The organism is Sphingomonas sp. (genome assembly GCF_035998645.1).
GTDB lineage: Bacteria > Pseudomonadota > Alphaproteobacteria > Sphingomonadales > Sphingomonadaceae > Sphingomonas.
On sequence record NZ_DASYHL010000004.1, the window covers coordinates 559943 to 578576 of the forward strand.

Sequence of the window (18634 nt, forward strand, 5' to 3'; positions counted from 1 at the left end):
GAACGGGGCCGTTAGCCAAAGCGGAGTGCGAAGTCAATTCGCGGCGAGCCTTTTTGCCACCGCACGGCGGCGTTTGGCGCTTCCACGGACCAGAATCCGGTCGATGAACGCGCCGACTCGCGGCCAGCGGGCCTTGAGTCGCACGAATCGAATCCGCGCCCAACGCGAATTGCGCAGGATCAGGATCAGCCCGAACGCCGCGACCACCGTGCCCGCCGGGCCGGGCAGGGGCGAGACTAGCGGGGCGACGACAAGGAACAGAGTCCATCCGGCCGCCAGCAGGGCGATTCGCACAAAGGGATGCGGAGTGCTGCGCATCCCGTCGAGGTGGGGTTGTGTGTTGCAGATGCAAGACGCAGGCACGACGAACCGTTCCCTGCCGTCGAAAACCCGTTACAACGACTGGATTATTCGGGGGGATTCATGGTCGCGAGCGTCTCAACGGTGGCGTATCTGGGGCTGGAGGCGCGCAGCGTCGAGGTGCAGTGCAACCTCGTTCCCGGCCTGCCTAAATTCATGATCGTGGGGTTGCCGGACAAGGCGGTGGCGGAGAGCCGGGAGCGGGTGCGCGCGGCGATGGCGGCGATCGGCCTTGCCATGCCGCCCAAGCATATCGTCCTCAACCTCTCGCCCGCCGATTTGCCCAAGGAGGGGTCGCATTTCGACCTGCCGATCGCGCTGGCGCTGCTGGCGGCGATGGGGGTGACCGATGCCGAGGCGCTGGCGGACTATGTCGTGGTCGGCGAACTTGCTTTGGATGGCCGGATCGCGTCGTCCCCCGGCGTGCTGCTCGCGGCGTTGCATGCGGCTGGGGAGGGGAAGGGGCTGATCTGTCCCGCGGCGCAGGGGGCGGAGGCGGCGTGGGCCGGGACCGGCGCGGTGCTGGCGGCGCCCGACCTGATCGCCCTGCTCAACCATTTGAAGGGTCAGCAACTGCTCGGATCGCCCGAACCGGGGGAGGCTGACCCGCCGGGGTTCGGTCCTGACCTCAAGCAGGTGAAGGGGCAGGAGACCGCCAAGCGCGCGCTCGAGATTGCGGCGGCGGGTGGACATAATTTGCTGATGGTTGGCCCGCCCGGCGCGGGCAAGTCGCTGATGGCGAGTTGCCTGCCCGGAATCCTGCCCCCGCTCGACGCTGCCGAGGCGCTGGAAGTGTCGATGGTAGCGAGTGTCTCGGGAACGCTGGAGGGCGGGCGGCTGACGCGGACGCGGCCGTTCCGCAGCCCGCATCATTCGGCCTCGATGGCCGCGCTCACCGGGGGCGGGCTCAAGGTCAAGCCGGGCGAGGTCAGCCTCGCGCATCTCGGCGTGCTGTTCCTCGACGAGCTCCCCGAATTCCAGCGCGCGGTGCTCGATTCATTGCGCCAGCCGCTGGAGGCGGGGACGGTCAGCGTAGCGCGGGCCAACGCGCACGTCACCTTCCCGGCGCGGGTGCAGCTGGTCGCGGCGATGAATCCGTGCCGCTGCGGACATCTCGGCGATCCCGCGCTCGCCTGCGCCCGCGCGCCGCGCTGTGCAGCGGATTATCAGGCCAAGGTTTCGGGGCCTTTGCTCGACCGCATCGACCTGCACGTCGAGGTTCAGCCGGTCACCGCCGCCGACCTCGTCCTGCCCCCGCCCGCCGAAGGATCGGCGGAAGTCGGGGCGCGCGTCGCGGCGGCGCGCGCGGTGCAGCGCGCCCGCTATGGCAGCGACGGCCCGCGCACCAATGCCGAAGCCGACGGCCCGGTGCTCGACAGCGCGGCGACCCCCGACGAGCCGGGCCGCAAGCTGCTGGCGCAGGCGGCGGAAGCGATGCGGATGAGCGCGCGCGGCTATACCCGCGTGCTGCGGGTCGCCCGCACGATTGCCGATCTGGCGGGCGCCGAAACGGTCGGCCGCATCCATATCGCCGAGGCGCTCAGCTACCGGCGACAGGCGCCGCGGAGTTAGGCTGAGATCGCGTTGCGATGCCCTTCAGAAGGCATCCCATGTATCGGCGTCCGCTGCGACCGCGGCGGAACCGTTTGCCACCGGCAGCGCCTTGACCGGCGAGCGATAGGCTTTGGTACTCGATTCAGCCTTGGGTTTCGCCGCAGGCTTCGGCTTTGCGGCGGCCTTGGCGGGGGCTTTTGGCTTGGGCGCAGGGACTGGCGTCTCAGGTGCGGCTGGCGACACGCGGGGCGCTGTCGGGCGCGTCGGCGCATTGGCGCCGATGTTGAAGCGCGCCGATTGTTCGGTCAGCGTGGTCACTTCGGTCGACAGGTTGCGTGCGGCGGCGGAGGTTTGCTCGACCATCGCTGCATTTTGCTGGGTTGAATGGTCCATCGCCTGGATCGCGGTCGAAATCTGGGTGATCGCCACCGACTGCGCCTGATTGTCTGCCGCCATCTGGCCGAGCAGCGCGTGGACCTCGCTGACATCGCCCGAGATATTGACCAGCGCGCCATCGACCTTCCGCACCGCTTCGACTGCAGAGCCGATGTCGGTGCGCGTGACGGTCAGCTGTTCGCGCGCGCGGCCCGCTTCTTCCTCGGCACGCATCGCGAGCGCCGAGACGAGGTCGGCGACGACGGCAAAGCCGCGCCCGGCCTCACCCGCGCGGCCGGCTTCGACCGCTGCGTTCATCGCGAGGACGCGAGTCTGGAACGCGATCTTGTCGAGCCCTTCGATCACGTCGTCGATGCCCTTGGCACTGTCGGCGACGCGGGTCATTGCCTGCGTGGCTTCTTCGGCGACCGCGCGGCCCGATGCGACGACGGCGATTGCGCCATCCGCGCGCTCGACGGTGCGGGTCGCCGCCTCGGCGGTCTGGCGCAGGCGATCGTTCATCTGGGTGACGGCGGCGGAGGTTTCCTCCAGGCTCGCGGCATTGCCTTCGGTGCGGCGGGCGAGGTCGTCGGAGGCGTGGGCGATCTCACTCGATCCTGTGTGAATCGCGCGGGCGCCTGAAACGACGGTTCCGATGAGGTCGCGCAGGTTAGCGAGGGCGCCGTTGAAATCCGCTTTCAGGCCGGCGAAGGGACCATTGAGGTCGGCGGTCACCTCGGCGGTCAGGTCGCCGCGCGACAGGGCGCCGAGCCCGGTTCCGATGCTGCTCACAATAAGCTGGGTTTGCGCCTCGCGCGCGGCGGCGGCGGCGCTCAACTGTTGCTGAAAGCCGGCGGTCGCGGCGGTCAGTTCGCCCAGCTCGCTCACGCTTCCCGGCGCGGGAATGGTGACGTCGGTCTCACCCGAGCCCAGACGGCGCAGTGCTTCGGTCAGTTCGAGCAACGGCGCGACGAGATGACGCTGCGCAAGTCTGGATAGCTGCACAGCGACGCCGATGCCCAGCACCAATGCAATGCCGAGCAGGACCATCGCGATGATTCCCGCCCGACGGCTGCCGTCGCCGACTTCGGTGACATGGGTTTCGATCGCCTCGGATGCGCTTTCCATCGCGGTTTCGAGCGCGCCGAAGCGGGTGAAGAAGTCGGGCAGGGCGGCGAGCGCGCTGGCCTGGTCGCGTTCGGCCAGCGTCACGATCTTTTTGGCGGCCGCGCCATAGGCGGCGAGGGGGGGCGCGAGCGTTTCGGTCAGCTTGGTGATCTCCGCCGAGCCTTGATAGGCGCGCTCCTCGGCGATCGATTCGGCAAAGGTCTTGAGGTGATCGTCGAGATCGGCGGCGGCTTCGGCGCGTTTGATGCCGGTCGCCGGGTCGGCCGAGGCGAGCGCGGCGAGTACGTCGCTGCGCACCGCGTCGTGCATCATGTCTGCCTCAAGATGCGATCGGAGCAGGGATGCGGCTTCCTGCTGCCGGGTGAGGGCATCGCTGAGCATCCAGGTCGCGGTCAGTCCTGCGCCGCCGCAGAGCAGCATGAGCCCCAGGATGAGCGCGGATGCCCGCCGTGCGGCACGGTCCAGAGAAATCATCGCAACATCACCTCAAAGTGGCAGTCACGATCATTATAGTTAACTTGCGAACCAAAGCGGTCGCCATCTTCTAAAATATGCATGAACAGGGCCGAGGAGCCAATCATGCGAAATAGATTGTTCAACGTCGTCGCGTTTTGCATTGCGATTCACGCACATCCTGCACGTTCCGAAGACGCTTTCCAGATTTCGGTGGTCGAAACCGTCGATGTCGTTGCGATATCGGAGCGGGCTGGCGACGATGTTTTTCTGCTGGATAATCTGGATGTTGTCGCCGATCTTGATCTCGATGCGCTGCTTGGATGGAGTGGTGGTCAGGCGCATGTTCATGTCCTGAACAATCTCGGCGGCGTGCCCAATGATCGTGCCGCGACGCTTCAGGGCGTGAACAATATCGAGGTGGCGAGCCAGCGGATGCGTCTGTTCGAGGCGTGGGTCCAGCAGCGGCTGGGCGCGCGTACCAGCGTCCGCATCGGGCTCTACGATCTCAACAGCGAATTCTATTCGAACGACGCGGCGGGATTGCTGATCGCGCCCGCATTCGGCGTTGGCTCCGAAATCGCCGCGACTGGCGCCAATGGCCCGTCGATCTTTCCGTCAACCGCGCTCGCGGTGCGGATCGAGCGGCAGCTTGACACGCGGGGCAGCTATGCGCGGTTCGCGGTCCTCAATGCCGCTGCCGGGACGCTGGGCGACCCTCAGGGCGTCAATCTCGACTTCGATTCGGGCGCGCTGCTGATCGGCGAAGTCGGGATCGCCAACGAACGCGGCAAATTGGGCGTGGGTGGCTGGGGTTATACCGACCGGCATGACGATATTCACGCGACCGACGGAGCGGGTGACCCGGTCCAGCGGACGGCATGGGGCGTCTATGCGATTGGCGAGGTGCAGTTGCGCGATCGTGAGGGCGTGCCGGGAATCGCCGCCTTTGCGCGCGTCGGCATCTCCGATGGCCGGACCACGCAGTTCCGCGGCGGCTGGCAGGCGGGTGTGCTGATGACCCGGCCGTTCCCGGGGCGCGAAGACGCGCAGCTCTCCTTCGGCGTCAATCAGGCCTATCTCGCGCACGGCTATCGCCGTCTGCTCGCCGCGGACGGGATCGAGAGCGTGGCTGCGGAAACCGCGTTCGAGTTGACCTATTCCGATCGCCTCGCGCCCTGGCTCAGCGTTCAGCCGGACCTTCAGCTCGTCGTCAATCCCGCCGGGGAGCGCGGGCGCGGCGCGGTGCTGGTCGCCGGGCTGCGGACGACGTTCGAGTTCTGAAGGGCGGTGCTACTGTACTTATACTTGGCTTTAGCTGCTGAAGCGAAGTTGTACCGGTAGTACTGCGGCAAACCGCCAGTCTCTTACCCTCGATTGCCGTGCCCCGCCGCCGATTTGTCGCCGCGTCGTCTATAAAGAGGTTCGGATTTCAGGTTGAGGATATCACGCATGAAGACAGGGTACACCGCCATGTTGAGCGGCGCGGCGTTCGCGCTGCTGGTCGGCGGGGCAGGGACTGCGCAGGCCGGAACGGGCAAGGATGCCGATGCGACCGGCTTCTCCATCGAAGGCAGCGTCCGTGCGCGCGCCGAGGTGGTGGAGGGGCAGGTTCGCCCCAATGCGCCCGACAGCGATGCGATGCTGTCGTTCCGCACGCTGATCAAGGCGAGCTATGATTTCGGCGGCGTCCACATCACCGGCGAACTCGACGACGCGCGCAGCTATTTCCAGCATGGTCAGTCGAACGCAGGGACGAGCGAGTCCAACGCGCTCGAGCCGCTTCAGGCGTATCTCGGCGTCGATCTCGGCACGGTCGCGGGCCAGAAGGGTAAGGGCGTGCTGCGCCTTGGCCGCTTCACGGCCTCGTCCGGGTCGGGCCGCCTGCTCGACCGGCCCGACTGGTCGAATTCGCCCACCAGCTTCCTCGGCGTCAATCTTGACTGGAGCAGCAAGCGTGGCGACCGCGTGAACCTGATCGCGGTGCGCCCGTTCGACAAGCTGCCGTCCGACCGCGCCTCGATCGAGGATAACCAGGTCGAGCTGGATCGCGCCAATGCCGGGGTGCATTTCTGGGGCGGATCGTTCACCCGCGCCAAGGCGCTGGCGGGGGCGAATGTCGAAGCCTATGGCTTCTGGCTGGATGAAGGCGACCGCGCCGGGCGCCAGACCCGCAATCGCAACCTGTTCACCTTTGGCACGCGCATCAATCGCGCCGCCGCAAAGGGGCAGGTCGATTTCGACGTCGAAGCCGCGTTGCAGCACGGCACCATCCGCGGCTCGACCTCGGCCGCCGACGTGACGGACCGCAAGGTGCGGGCAGGGACCACGCATGTCGAGCTTGGCTACACCCTCGCCACCGGCTGGACCCCGCGCGTCGCCGGCGTGTTCGACTATGCGAGCGGTGACACCAGCGCAGCGAGCTATACGCGCTTCGACCCGCTGTTCGGCGGGCGGCGCGGCGACTTCGGGCCGATCAGCCTCTATGGCCCGGTAAGCCGGTCCAATGTGGTCAGCGCGGGCCTGCTGTTCGACGCAAAGCCGAGCAAGCGCGTCGATTTCATGGTCAAGGCGCAGAAACTGTGGCTGGCATCGGCGACGGACAGCTTCGGGGCAACCTCGGTCCGCGACGCGACCGGTGCATCGGGCCGTGACGCCGGGCTTCAGCTTGAGGGGCGTGTCCGCACCTGGGTCGTACCGAAGCGGCTGCGTCTCGAAGCGGGTGCCGCGCTGCTGGCCAAGGGTGATTTCCTCACCGAAGCGCCCAATGCCCCGGCGCGGGGCGACATGCGCTTTGGCTATCTGACGGTGTCGACCTTCTTTTAGAGTTTGTTTCAGCAAAGCTGAAACGGCGGCGGCACCGGCCCGCTCCCCCACCCGGCCACCCATATGATGCGACCGCTGGGTGGCCGGGTGGGGGAGCGGACCGGTGCCGCAATTCAGGGCAGCTGAATCCAACTCTGATCCCTGCACCAGCAGGCAACAAAAAAGCCGCCGCCCGATCTGTCGGGCGGCGGCCTTTTTTTGTGTCAGCGGGATGCTGAACGCGGGCGATTACTCGCCCTTGTTCAGATACTCGCCGGCCGCTTCGTCGCTGCCGTCACCCGACACTTCGACCTTCTCCAGCGCGTCGCTGGTGACCATCGCGTCGATCGGATCCTGCGCCAGTTCGGCCGCGCGTTCCTCGGCTGCCGAGTTCGGCGCGATCAGCACTTCCTGCAGACGGCGCTGCTGGACGCGGAGCGCGGCGTCGCGGCTGTTGGCCGCGATGCGCATCCGGTTCATGCCCGCACCGGTACCGGCGGGGATGAGACGGCCGACGATCACGTTCTCCTTCAGGCCAATCAGCGTGTCCTGCTTGCCCTGAACCGCCGCCTCGGTGAGGACGCGGGTGGTCTCCTGGAACGACGCCGCCGAGATGAAGCTGCGGGTCTGCAGCGACGCCTTGGTGATGCCGAGCAGGATCGGCTTGCCCTGTGCGGGGGTCTGGCCCTTTTCCAGCTTTGCGTTGGTGTCGTCCATCTCGTCGCGGTCGACCTGTTCGCCCACGAGGAGCGTGGTGTCGCCGGATTCGATGATCTCGACCTTCTGCAGCATCTGGCGAACGATCACTTCGATGTGCTTGTCGTTGATCTTCACGCCCTGAAGTCGATAGACTTCCTGGATTTCCGCAACGAGATATTCCGCCAGCGGCTCGATGCCGAGCACTTCGAGAATGTCGTGCGGATCGGGCGAGCCGCCGATCAGGTTGTCGCCACGCTTGACGTAGTCGCCTTCCTGAACGTCGATCACCTTCGACTTGGGCACCAGATACTCGACGACCTCGCCGCCATCCTCGGGCTGAATGCCGATCTTGCGCTTCGCCTTATAGTCCTTGCCGAACACCACGCGGCCCGAGACCTTGGCGATGATCGCATTTTCCTTGGGCTTGCGCGCTTCGAACAGCTCGGCGACGCGCGGCAGACCGCCGGTGATGTCGCGGGTCTTGGCAGACTCGCGGCTCACACGGGCCAGAACGTCGCCGCCCTGAACCGTCGCACCGTCCTCGACGCTCAGCATCGCGCCCGGTGCCAGCATGTAGCGGGCCGCCTCGGCCGCACCGTCGCCGGTGAGGGTCAGGCGCGGACGAAGATCTTCCTTCTTCGCCGATGCACCGCGGTTCTCGACCACGACGCGCTGGGCAATGCCGGTCGCTTCGTCAACCTGCTCGGCGAGCGTCTTGCCCTCGATCAGGTCCTGATACTTCACGACGCCGCCGGTTTCCGTGATCACCGGCATGGTGAACGGATCCCACTCCGCCATGCGCTCGCCCTTGCTGACGATGTGACCATCGTCGAACATGACATAGGCGCCGTACGGGATGCGGTGGACCGCCAGCTCGCGGTTATCTTCGTCCAGGATCGCGATCTCGCCCGAGCGGGCCAGAACCACGCGGCGGCCACGCTGATCGGTGATCAGGCGCAGGTCGCGGAACTCGGCACGGCCATCGACCGGTGCCTCGAGGTTCGACTGCTCGTTGAGCTGTGCCGCGCCGCCGATGTGGAAGGTACGCATGGTCAGCTGCGTGCCCGGTTCACCGATCGACTGCGCCGCGATGACGCCGACCGCTTCACCGATGTTCACCGGCGTGCCGCGGGCAAGGTCACGCCCGTAGCACTTGGCGCACACGCCGATCTTCGCTTCGCAGACCAGCGGGCTGCGGATCTTCATGCCCTGGACGCCCAGTGCTTCGATCTGCGCGATCATCGGCTCGTCGAGCAGCGTGCCGCTCGGGATCTGCACCTTGCCGCTCTTGGGATCGACCACGTCTTCTGCGGTCGTGCGACCCAGAATACGCTCACCCAGCGAGGCAATGACGCTGCCGCCCTGCACGATCGCCTTCATCTCCAGCGCGCGCTCGGTTCCGCAATCCACTTCCATGACGACGCAGTCCTGCGACACGTCGACCAGGCGGCGGGTGAGGTAGCCCGAGTTGGCCGTCTTCAACGCCGTATCCGCGAGGCCCTTACGCGCGCCGTGGGTCGAGTTGAAGTACTCAAGGACGGTCAGACCTTCCTTGAAGTTCGAGATGATCGGCGTTTCGATGATCTCGCCCGACGGCTTGGCCATCAGGCCGCGCATGCCGGCCAGCTGCTTGATCTGCGCCGCCGAACCACGCGCACCGGAGTGCGCCATCATGTAGATCGCGTTGGCGGGCAGTTCACGGCCGGTCTCCGGATCGATCTTCACCGAGCGGATTTCGTCCATCATGGCCGCCGCCACCACGTCGCCGCAACGGCTCCAGGCGTCGATCACCTTGTTGTACTTCTCCTGCTGCGTGATCAGGCCGTCCTGATACTGCTGCTCGAAATCCTTCACGAGCGCGCGGGTCTCATCGACCGTTGCTTCCTTGCTCGCCGGGATGATCATGTCGTCCTTGCCGAACGAGATGCCCGCCTTGAACGCGTGACGGAAGCCGAGCGACATGATCGCGTCAGCGAACAGCACGGTCTCCTTCTGGCCGGTGTGACGATAGACCTCGTCGATCACGTCGCCCACGTCCTTCTTGGTCAGCAGGCGGTTGACGACGTCGAACGGCACCTTGTGCGACTTGGGGAGGCACTCGCCGAGCAGCATGCGGCCCGGAGTGGTCTCGAACCGCTTCATCACGGTGCTGCCGTCTTCCAGGGTCTGCGGCACGCGGCTGGTGATCTTGGTGTGCAGCGTGACCGCACCCGCGAACAGCGCCTGATGCACTTCGGCCATGTCGCCCAGCACCATGCCTTCGCCCGGCTCGTTCTGCTTCTCCATCGAGAGATAGTAGAGACCGAGCACCATGTCCTGCGACGGCACGATGATCGGCTTGCCGTTGGCGGGCGACAGGATGTTGTTGGTCGACATCATCAGGACGCGCGCTTCCAGCTGGGCCTCAAGGCTCAGCGGAACGTGCACGGCCATCTGGTCACCGTCGAAGTCGGCGTTGAAGGCCGAGCAGACCAGCGGGTGAAGCTGGATCGCCTTGCCCTCGATCAGCACCGGCTCGAACGCCTGGATGCCCAGACGGTGAAGCGTCGGCGCGCGGTTCAGCAGAACCGGGTGCTCGCGGATCACCTCGTCCAGGATGTCCCAGACTTCCTTGCGCTCCTTCTCGACCCACTTCTTCGCCTGCTTGAGCGTCATGCTCAGGCCCTTGGCGTCAAGGCGCGCGTAGATGAACGGCTTGAACAGCTCGAGCGCCATCTTCTTGGGCAGGCCGCACTGGTGCAGTTTCAGCTCAGGACCGGTCACGATGACCGAACGGCCCGAATAGTCGACGCGCTTGCCGAGCAGGTTCTGACGGAAGCGGCCCTGCTTGCCCTTGAGCATGTCGGACAGCGACTTCAGCGGACGCTTGTTGGCGCCCGTGATCGTGCGACCGCGGCGACCGTTGTCGAACAGCGCATCGACGGCTTCCTGCAGCATGCGCTTCTCGTTGCGGACGATGATGTCCGGCGCGCGCAGCTCCATCAGGCGCTTGAGGCGGTTGTTGCGGTTGATCACGCGGCGATACAGATCGTTGAGATCCGAGGTCGCGAAGCGACCGCCGTCCAGCGGCACCAGTGGGCGCAGTTCGGGCGGGATGACCGGAACGACGTCGAGGATCATCCACTCGGGACGGTTGCCCGATTCCAGGAAGCTCTCGACGACCTTCAGCCGCTTGATGATCTTCTTGGGCTTCAGCTCGGACTTGGTGACCGCCAGCTCTTCGAGCAGCGTGCGCTTCTCGCCCTCAAGGTCGAGGTCCATGAGCATGATCTTGACCGCTTCCGCGCCGATGCCGGCGGAGAAGGCGTCCTCGCCATATTCGTCCTGCGCGTCGAGCAGCTCGTCCTCGGTCAGCAGCTGGAACTTCTCCAGCGGCGTAAGGCCCGGCTCGGTGACGATGTAGGATTCGAAATACAGCACGCGCTCAAGCTGCTTGAGCTGCATGTCGAGCAGCAGGCCGATGCGCGACGGCAGCGACTTGAGGAACCAGATGTGCGCGACCGGTGCGGCCAGCTCGATATGGCCCATCCGCTCGCGGCGGACCTTCGAGACGGTGACCTCGACGCCGCACTTTTCGCAGACGATGCCCTTGTACTTCATGCGCTTGTACTTGCCGCACAGGCACTCGTAATCCTTGATCGGACCGAAGATGCGCGCGCAGAACAGGCCGTCACGCTCGGGCTTGAACGTGCGATAGTTGATGGTTTCGGGCTTCTTGATCTCGCCGAACGACCACGAACGGATGCGGTCCGGGGACGCAATACCGATCTGGATCTGGTCGAAGGTCTCCGGCTTGGCCACCGGGTTCGCGAAGTTGGTCAGTTCATTCATGTCGTTTTCCCTCAGGAGGGTAAATCTCTGGGCCGGCCGGGGAGGGCGCTGCGCCGTGGCAGCGCCCGATCCCCTTATTCCGCCGCGATCGCGTGGCCGTCCTCGCCGAAGCCAAGATCCTCATTGGTCTTGAGTTCGACATTGAGGCCGAGCGAGCGCATTTCCTTGACGAGCACGTTGAAGCTCTCGGGGATGCCGGCCTCGAACGTGTCGTCACCCTTGACGATCGCCTCATAGACCTTGGTGCGGCCGACCACGTCGTCGGACTTCACCGTCAGCATCTCCTGCAGCGTGTAGGCGGCACCGTACGCCTGCAGCGCCCAGACCTCCATTTCGCCGAAGCGCTGGCCACCGAACTGCGCCTTACCGCCCAGCGGCTGCTGGGTGACGAGCGAGTACGGACCAATCGAACGTGCGTGGATCTTGTCGTCGACCAGATGGTGCAGCTTGAGCACGTACTTGTACCCGACGGTCACCTTGCGGTCGAACATGTCGCCCGTGCGTCCGTCGAACAGGTCGACCTGGCCGCTCTCGTCCAGCCCGGCGAGCCGGAGCATGTCGGTCACGTCCGCCTCGACCGCGCCATCGAACACCGGGGTGCCCATCGGAACACCGCCACGGACATTCTGCGCCAGTTCGATCAGCGATGCGCTGTCGCGGCTCTTGATCTGCTCGGCATAGTTGTCGCCGTAGATTTCGAGCAGCAGTTCCTTGACCGCTTCGGGGGCTTCGCCCGCCTGCGGGTTCGGATTTGCCTCACGCCATGCGTCCAGCGCCTCGCCGATCTTCTTGCCCAGACCGCGCGCGGCCCAGCCAAGATGCGTTTCGAAGATCTGACCGACGTTCATGCGCGACGGCACGCCCAGCGGGTTGAGCACGAAGTCGACCGGAGTTCCGTCCTCAAGGAACGGCATGTCCTCCTGCGGCAGGATGCGGCTGATGATGCCCTTGTTGCCGTGACGGCCGGCCATCTTGTCGCCCGGCTGCAGCTTGCGCTTCACCGCGACGAACACCTTGACCATCTTCAGCACGCCCGGCGGCAGCTCGTCGCCCCGCTCCAGCTTCTCGCGGCGGTCCTCGAACTTGTCCTTGATGCGCTTGACGGCCTCGTCATACTGCGTCTTGACCGTCTCCAGATCGCCCTGGACCTTGTCGTCGGCGACCGCGAACTTCCACCATTCATGGCGGTCGACGCTGTCGAGCAGATCCTGATCGATCTCGGAGCCTTTCTTCAGGCCCTTCGGCACGCCGGTCGCGACCTGACCGAGCAGCATCTCGCGCAGCCGCGACCAGGTGGCGCGGTTGAGGATGTTGCGCTCGTCGTCGCTGTCCTTCTTCAGGCGCTCGATCTCTTCGCGCTCGATCGCCATCGCGCGCTCGTCCTTGTCGATGCCGTGACGATTGAAGACGCGGACGTCGACGATCGTACCGGCAACGCCCGGCGGCAGGCGAAGCGAGGTGTCACGCACGTCGCTGGCCTTTTCACCGAAGATCGCGCGGAGCAGCTTCTCTTCCGGCGTCATCGGGCTCTCGCCCTTCGGCGTGATCTTGCCGACCAGAATGTCGCCCGGCTCAACCTCGGCGCCGATGTACACGATGCCAGCCTCGTCGAGGTTGCGCAGCGCTTCTTCACCGACGTTCGGGATGTCGCGGGTGATGTCCTCCGGCCCCAGCTTGGTGTCGCGGGCCATCACTTCGAACTCGTCGATATGGATCGACGTGAACACGTCGTCCTTCACGATCCGCTCGTTGATGAGGATCGAATCCTCGTAGTTGTAGCCGTTCCAGGGCATGAACGCGACGAGCACGTTGCGGCCCAGCGCCAGCTCGCCGAACTCGGTCGACGGACCATCGGCGATGATGTCACCGGCATTGACCAGATCGCCCACCTTCACCAGCGGACGCTGGTTGATGCAGGTCGACTGGTTCGAACGCTCGAACTTCATCAGCGTGTAGATGTCGACGCCGCTTTCCTCCGCCGACACTTCGCCGGTGGCGCGGATGACGATACGGCTGGCATCGACCTGATCGACGACGCCGCCACGGCGTGCACCGATCGCGGCGCCCGAGTCACGGGCGACGGTCTCTTCCATGCCGGTGCCGACGAACGGTGCCTCGGCCTTGACCAGCGGCACCGCCTGGCGCTGCATGTTCGAGCCCATGAGCGCGCGGTTGGCGTCGTCATTTTCCAGGAACGGGATCAGCGACGCAGCGACCGAAACCAGCTGCTTCGGCGACACGTCCATCAGCGTGACCGTGTCGGGCAGCGCCATCAGGAACTCGCCCGCCTGACGCGCCGAGACCAGATCTTCGGTGAAGCGCTTCTCACCATCGGTTTCGGCCGAAGCCTGCGCGATGGTGTGCTTGGCCTCTTCCATTGCCGACAGATAGACGACCTCGTCGGTCACCTTGCCGTCGATCACCTTGCGGTACGGCGTCTCGATGAAGCCATACTTGTTCACGCGGCTGAAGGTGGCCAGCGAGTTGATCAGACCGATGTTCGGGCCTTCCGGCGTCTCAATCGGGCAGATACGGCCATAGTGGGTCGGGTGAACGTCGCGGACTTCGAAGCCAGCGCGCTCACGCGTCAGACCGCCCGGGCCAAGCGCCGACACGCGGCGCTTGTGGGTGACTTCGGACAGCGGGTTGGTCTGATCCATGAACTGCGACAGCTGCGACGAGCCAAAGAACTCGCGCACTGCGGCAACCGCAGGCTTCGCGTTGATCAGGTCGTTCGGCATGACCGTCGAGACGTCGACCGACGACATGCGCTCCTTGACCGCACGCTCCATGCGCAACAGGCCGACGCGATACTGGTTCTCCAGCAGCTCGCCCACCGAACGCACGCGACGGTTGCCGAGGTTGTCGATGTCGTCGACTTCGCCCTTGCCGTCCTTGAGGTCGACCAGCGTCTTGACCACCGCGAGGATGTCATCGACGCGCAGCGTCGTCACCGTGTCCTCGGCGTCGAGGTCGAGGCGCATGTTCAGCTTCACGCGGCCCACGGCCGACAGGTCGTAGCGCTCCGGATCGAAGAACAGGCCGCCGAACAGCGACTCTGCGGTCTCAAGCGTCGGCGGCTCGCCGGGGCGCATGACGCGATAGATGTCGGACAGCGCCTGCTCGCGCTCTTCGGCCTTGTCGACCTTGAGCGTGTTGCGGATCCACGGACCCGTCGAGATATGATCGATGTCGAGCAGCTCGATGCGATCGATGCCGGCCTTGTCGAGCAGTTCGAGATTCTCGGCCGACACTTCGTCGCCCGCCTCGATGTAGATCTCGCCGGTCGACTCGTTGATCAGGTCGAACGCGCTGTAGCGGCCGAAGATTTCCTCGGTCGGGATCAGCAGCGTCTCAAGACCGTCCTTGCCCGCCTTGTTCGCGGCGCGCGGGCTGATCTTCTGGCCCGCGGGGAAGATCACTTCGCCCGACTTGGCGTCGACGATGTCGAACATCGGCTTGGCACCGCGCCAGTTTTCCGGCGCGAACGGGATCTGCCAGCCACCCGGACCGCGCACATAGGTGACGGTGTTGTAGAAGTGGTTGAGGATCTGTTCGCTGTTCAGGCCCAGCGCGTAGAGCAGCGTTGTGACCGGCAGCTTGCGCTTGCGGTCGATACGGACGTTGACGATGTCCTTGGCGTCGAACTCGAAATCGAGCCACGAGCCGCGATACGGGATCACGCGTGCGGCGAAGAGGTACTTGCCCGACGCGTGCGTCTTGCCGCGATCATGGTCAAACAGGACGCCCGGCGAGCGGTGCATCTGCGACACGATCACGCGCTCGGTGCCGTTGATGAAGAAGGTGCCGTTGCCCGTCATCAGGGGCATGTCGCCCATATAGACGTCCTGCTCCTTGATATCGAGGACCGAGCGGGCATCGGTATCGGGATCGACCTCGAACACGATCAGGCGAAGGGTAACGCGCATCGGCGCCGCATAGGTGATGCCGCGCTGACGGCATTCCTCGACGTCGAACTTGGGATGCTCAAGCTCGTAGGTCACGAAGTCGAGCTCGGCCGTGCCGGCGAAGTCGCGGATCGGGAACACGCTGCGCAGCGTCTTTTCCAGGCCCGAAACATAACCGATCGACGGGTCCGACCGCAGGAACTGTTCGTAGGATTCGCGCTGAACCTCGATCAGGTTCGGCATCTGCACGACCTCATGGAGATCGCCGAACACTTTGCGGATGCGGCGCTTTGCAGTGCCGCTGGAGCTCGCGCGGGTTGCCGCGCCAACTTCGGTCGCCTTGGTTGCCATGTGCTGTTTTCGCCTTCTCAGCCTGAATTTCGCCCCGGTATCCGCCGGGACAGGCACGCAAACAGACGCGAAAAGGGCCGAGCGATTCCCTTCGTCGAAACGGGGAAAAACTCAGCCTCTCAAGCGTCTATGATACCCGTCCGGTCCATTCGTACGGTGCGCTGCGCGACGGCACACCATGTCCCGACCGGTCGGGGTAGGGCCGCGATATAGGCCGGGGCAGGGCGGGTGTCAAACGCATGCGCCTTAAACGCTTGCCCAAGCCCGGACCTTCGTCTAGCCACGCTCGCTCGCTGCCCCTGTGGCGAAATGGTAGACGCAGTCGACTCAAAATCGACCGCCGCAAGGCATGCTGGTTCGAGTCCGGCCAGGGGCACCACTTCCGGTCAAAACTGGGCGCAGCGGCGGTCGCCTCTGCGCCGCCCACTGACAAAGCTGCTTTCTGCGCTGTCTTCCAACCGGCGCTGATGACCTCGATATCGTTGGCCCAAACTTGGCTCACCGGCAGGCAGCGGTCCGCTGCGTCGTGTGCCGCTCCGACGTTCCTCGGGGCGTGCTTCACAACCGCGCGCTTAATCGAACAGAAAGTGCATCAAGCCAGCGAACATCTCTTCCCGCGATGAAACCCCCATCCGTCGATAGATGTTCTTGATATGGAAGCGGACTGTATCCGGGGACTTGCCGTGCAGTACAACGATGTCCTGAACAGTGCGCCCACAAAGCAGGAGCTTACAAATATGATATTCCTGCTTGGTCATCCCAAAATGACTTTGGACGTGTTTGAAGTTTTGCGAAAGAAATGTATCGCAATCTAAAATTCTCATGGCGAAATGATCTTCGATCATCGGCGACTTTATTCGCCTGAGTTGAACGGCAAACCTGACCGCAGGTTCATTCAATTCGGCCCAAAAGAAGACATCTTCCGCAGTTTCATCGGAAATGAAGAGATCCACCTTCGACTGGTGCTTTTTGATGGCGAAGCACAGTAAGCCGGGGCGGTTCTGGAACATCCGATCCTCCGAACGAATTTTTTCGAAAGCCTCGTTCGCCCAGATTATATTGCACTTGTGGTCAAATATGATTCGAGCACTCGATCCCATTGAAAGAAGATTCGAAAACAGTATCGGAAGAAATACGCTGGAAGTCTGAGGCGAACGCGCCAAGTGATCAAAATGGGTAATCATATTAAGATCCGAAATCAGCAGGGGTCTGCGATTGTTTTGGCGTTTGACTGGCTTTTTGGGGAAAGGTCATGCTGCGCTCTCGGATCCTGATCGCTCGCGGCGCAGCGTACACTATGGTTAGTCGTACGAACGCGACCAACCCACCTTAATAGGAAATTAAGATTTCTCTACCGGAGATTTTGGTGATTCGCGGTGTGCGACTCGGACAAGTTCGCGAAATTGCAGTAAATTCGTACCCGAATGAGACGCGCGCACGCGATTGATGGTTAAGGTTTCACGCGAATCTGCCGATAAGCCCGCTTCAGCACGATATTTAGAAATCCCCACCAAAATGGGTGAAGCAGCGCCCGCCGCGTGACCTCTAGGGACCTTAACAGGAGGGGTCATTTTGTTAACCTCACGCTGTGCAGCGTGGGGTTTCCACGTTCCCTTCTGTTTTCGCTCGGCCGACTAGGCCGTGTCGTTCCATGCCGCCAGCGCGTTGCGCCAGGCGCAATTTACGGGGATATGGTTCATGAAGAAGATTCTTTCGGTTGCAGCGGTTCTCGCCGGCCTCAGCGCCACGCCCGCCTTTGCTCAGGCAGTCCCGACCTTTGGCGACAACCTGACCGTCAACCTCGCCGCTGACGTCGCGGCGCGTTGCGATGCCCGCCTGAATGGCGGCGACGGCACCGTCCTCAACATCGATTTCGACACGCTGTCGAGCACGGACACCGCAGCGCAGGTTACCCGCGCTGGCGGCAGCGTCACCTATATCTGCAACGATCCGGACGGCTTTACCCGCACGATCACCTCCGCCAATGGCGGCTTCCTGACGCTGAACGGCGCGGCGACCACTGCCAACAACCGCCGCATCCGCTATACCGTGCAGCACGGCGGCGGTTCAGGCCTCGGCTTTGCGGAAACCCAGCTGACCGCTCCGGTTGCGGCGAACTTCGGCGCGATGCTGAGCGGCCAGACCGGCGGCCTGACCTTCCGCGCGAACGGCGTCAGCCAGCTCGATCCGTCGGGTTCGGGCACGCAGGTGACCACCGTGTTCGCGGGTGACTATAGCGACGTCGTCACGATCGCGATCGCCGCGCGCTAATCTACATTCCAGTCCGGCCTGACGGCTGGATTGAACCTGGCGAGGGCGATCCACCAACCAGTGGCGCCCTCGCCATCGTTTCCACAGTCATGGGTTTTCCGGTTTATGCGGTTGAAACGGCTACCCTTCAGAGCTCTCGTCGGGTGCGTGACCCTGGCGCTTTTGGTCGGCGTCGGCCTGATCCGCTCCGCAATGGCGCACGAGGTCACTCCGATGCGCGCGGAGCTTGTCCCCGCGGCAGGCGTCCGCTCGGCGCTCGTCACTGTCCGCAACACTCGCGAGACCGACCTGCCCTTCGAAGTGGTGGTCCAGCGGCGCACGACTGCGCCCGACGGTACCGAAACCCTCACCCCGGCCGCCGAAGACTTTATCGTCTTTCCACCGCAGGGGCTGGTCAAGCCTGGCGCAAGCCAGGCAGTCCGGTTCGAGTATGTCGGCGAGCAATCGCTGACCGAGAGCCGCTCCTATCTGCTTGACGTCAGGGAGGTTCCGGTCACGCCGCCTGGATTCTCAGGAATCCTGACGGTCTATAATTTCGGCGTGGCGGTGTACGTCAAGCCGCGCGCCGCATTTGTCGATCTCGAAATATCCGATGTTTCACGCGACGGCGACTCGATCCGCTTTTCCGTGAAGAATCGCGGCAATGATTTTGCCGTGCTTTCCCGGGGCACCGTCGCTTTGCGATTGGGCGACCAAATGGTGCAGATCGCAGGTCCCGAGTTCGGATCGCGCACGAACAACCCGGTCGTACCCCCCAATTCGGTGCGCCAGTTCGACATGCGAGCCGATGGCTTGCCCGCAGGCACGCCGAGCGCCATCCGGTTTGTTAAAGCTGAGTAGCCGAGCAATGCGGGGGGGGAGCAATCGCAAAGGGAGTTGGCTGTACGGCTCTGCCCTGC

Annotated in this window: 10 protein-coding genes and 1 tRNA gene; 6 read left to right on the plus strand and 5 right to left on the minus strand. The window is 64.3% G+C overall.

Going from position 1 to position 18634, the window contains the following annotated elements; translation table 11 throughout:
- Positions 1–33: 33 nt before the first annotated feature.
- Positions 34–318 (minus strand): hypothetical protein, encoded by a 285-nt coding sequence (locus tag VGN66_RS12100; RefSeq protein WP_327519063.1) that lies wholly within the window; start codon positions 316–318, stop codon positions 34–36.
- A 105-nt stretch (positions 319–423) separates the two neighbouring features.
- On the opposite strand from VGN66_RS12100, the gene VGN66_RS12105 reads away from it, so the two are divergent.
- Positions 424–1932 carry a YifB family Mg chelatase-like AAA ATPase gene (locus VGN66_RS12105; protein ID WP_327519064.1) on the plus strand — a complete coding sequence of 503 codons (1509 nt, stop codon included), beginning with the start codon at positions 424–426 and terminating at the stop codon, positions 1930–1932.
- Between the two features lie 24 nt (positions 1933–1956).
- Here VGN66_RS12105 and VGN66_RS12110 read toward each other — a convergent pair whose 3' ends face one another.
- Positions 1957–3891 carry a methyl-accepting chemotaxis protein gene (locus tag VGN66_RS12110; protein ID WP_327519065.1) on the minus strand — a complete coding sequence of 645 codons (1935 nt, stop codon included), beginning with the start codon at positions 3889–3891 and terminating at the stop codon, positions 1957–1959.
- Between the two features lie 105 nt (positions 3892–3996).
- On the opposite strand from VGN66_RS12110, the gene VGN66_RS12115 reads away from it, so the two are divergent.
- Together VGN66_RS12115 and VGN66_RS12120 are read left to right on the plus strand one after the other, a co-directional pair.
- Positions 3997–5154 carry a carbohydrate porin gene (locus VGN66_RS12115; protein ID WP_327519066.1) on the plus strand — a complete coding sequence of 386 codons (1158 nt, stop codon included), beginning with the start codon at positions 3997–3999 and terminating at the stop codon, positions 5152–5154.
- Positions 5155–5322: 168 nt separating this feature from the next.
- Positions 5323–6696 (plus strand): alginate export family protein, encoded by a 1374-nt coding sequence (locus VGN66_RS12120; protein ID WP_327519067.1) that lies wholly within the window; start codon positions 5323–5325, stop codon positions 6694–6696.
- A 228-nt stretch (positions 6697–6924) separates the two neighbouring features.
- On the opposite strand, the gene rpoC is transcribed toward VGN66_RS12120, so the two are convergent.
- On the minus strand, positions 6925–11205 hold the full coding sequence (rpoC, locus tag VGN66_RS12125; protein WP_327519068.1) for a DNA-directed RNA polymerase subunit beta': 4281 nt from the start codon (positions 11203–11205) through the stop codon (positions 6925–6927).
- Between the two features lie 74 nt (positions 11206–11279).
- Entirely contained in the window at positions 11280–15464 is a 4185-nt protein-coding gene (gene rpoB, locus VGN66_RS12130; protein WP_327519069.1) for a DNA-directed RNA polymerase subunit beta, read from the minus strand.
- Between the two features lie 295 nt (positions 15465–15759).
- Between rpoB and VGN66_RS12135 the strand changes: the two genes are divergently transcribed.
- A tRNA-Leu gene (locus tag VGN66_RS12135) sits at positions 15760–15843 on the plus strand.
- A gap of 193 nt (positions 15844–16036) precedes the next feature.
- On the opposite strand, the gene VGN66_RS12140 is transcribed toward VGN66_RS12135, so the two are convergent.
- A complete protein-coding gene (locus VGN66_RS12140; protein ID WP_327519070.1) occupies positions 16037–16474 on the minus strand; it encodes a helix-turn-helix transcriptional regulator in 438 nt (145 codons plus the stop codon).
- A gap of 688 nt (positions 16475–17162) precedes the next feature.
- Here VGN66_RS12140 and VGN66_RS12145 point away from each other — a divergent pair.
- Positions 17163–17735: a hypothetical protein gene (locus tag VGN66_RS12145; RefSeq protein WP_327519071.1), complete on the plus strand. Its 573-nt coding sequence runs from the start codon at positions 17163–17165 to the stop codon at positions 17733–17735.
- 147 nt (positions 17736–17882) lie between these two features.
- On the plus strand, positions 17883–18575 hold the full coding sequence (locus VGN66_RS12150; protein ID WP_327519072.1) for a fimbria/pilus periplasmic chaperone: 693 nt from the start codon (positions 17883–17885) through the stop codon (positions 18573–18575).
- Positions 18576–18634 lie beyond the last annotated feature (59 nt).

Coding starts and splice junctions, on each gene's coding strand:
- VGN66_RS12110 (WP_327519065.1), bottom strand. CDS start 3,891: ATGATTTCTCTGGACCGTGCCGCACGGCGGGCATCCGCGCTCATCCTG.
- VGN66_RS12140 (WP_327519070.1), bottom strand. CDS start 16,474: ATGTTCCAGAACCGCCCCGGCTTACTGTGCTTCGCCATCAAAAAGCAC.
- VGN66_RS12145 (WP_327519071.1), top strand. CDS start 17,163: ATGAAGAAGATTCTTTCGGTTGCAGCGGTTCTCGCCGGCCTCAGCGCC.
- VGN66_RS12105 (WP_327519064.1), top strand. CDS start 424: ATGGTCGCGAGCGTCTCAACGGTGGCGTATCTGGGGCTGGAGGCGCGC.
- VGN66_RS12100 (WP_327519063.1), bottom strand. CDS start 318: ATGCGCAGCACTCCGCATCCCTTTGTGCGAATCGCCCTGCTGGCGGCC.
- rpoC (WP_327519068.1), bottom strand. CDS start 11,205: ATGAATGAACTGACCAACTTCGCGAACCCGGTGGCCAAGCCGGAGACC.
- VGN66_RS12115 (WP_327519066.1), top strand. CDS start 3,997: ATGCGAAATAGATTGTTCAACGTCGTCGCGTTTTGCATTGCGATTCAC.
- VGN66_RS12120 (WP_327519067.1), top strand. CDS start 5,323: ATGAAGACAGGGTACACCGCCATGTTGAGCGGCGCGGCGTTCGCGCTG.
- rpoB (WP_327519069.1), bottom strand. CDS start 15,464: ATGGCAACCAAGGCGACCGAAGTTGGCGCGGCAACCCGCGCGAGCTCC.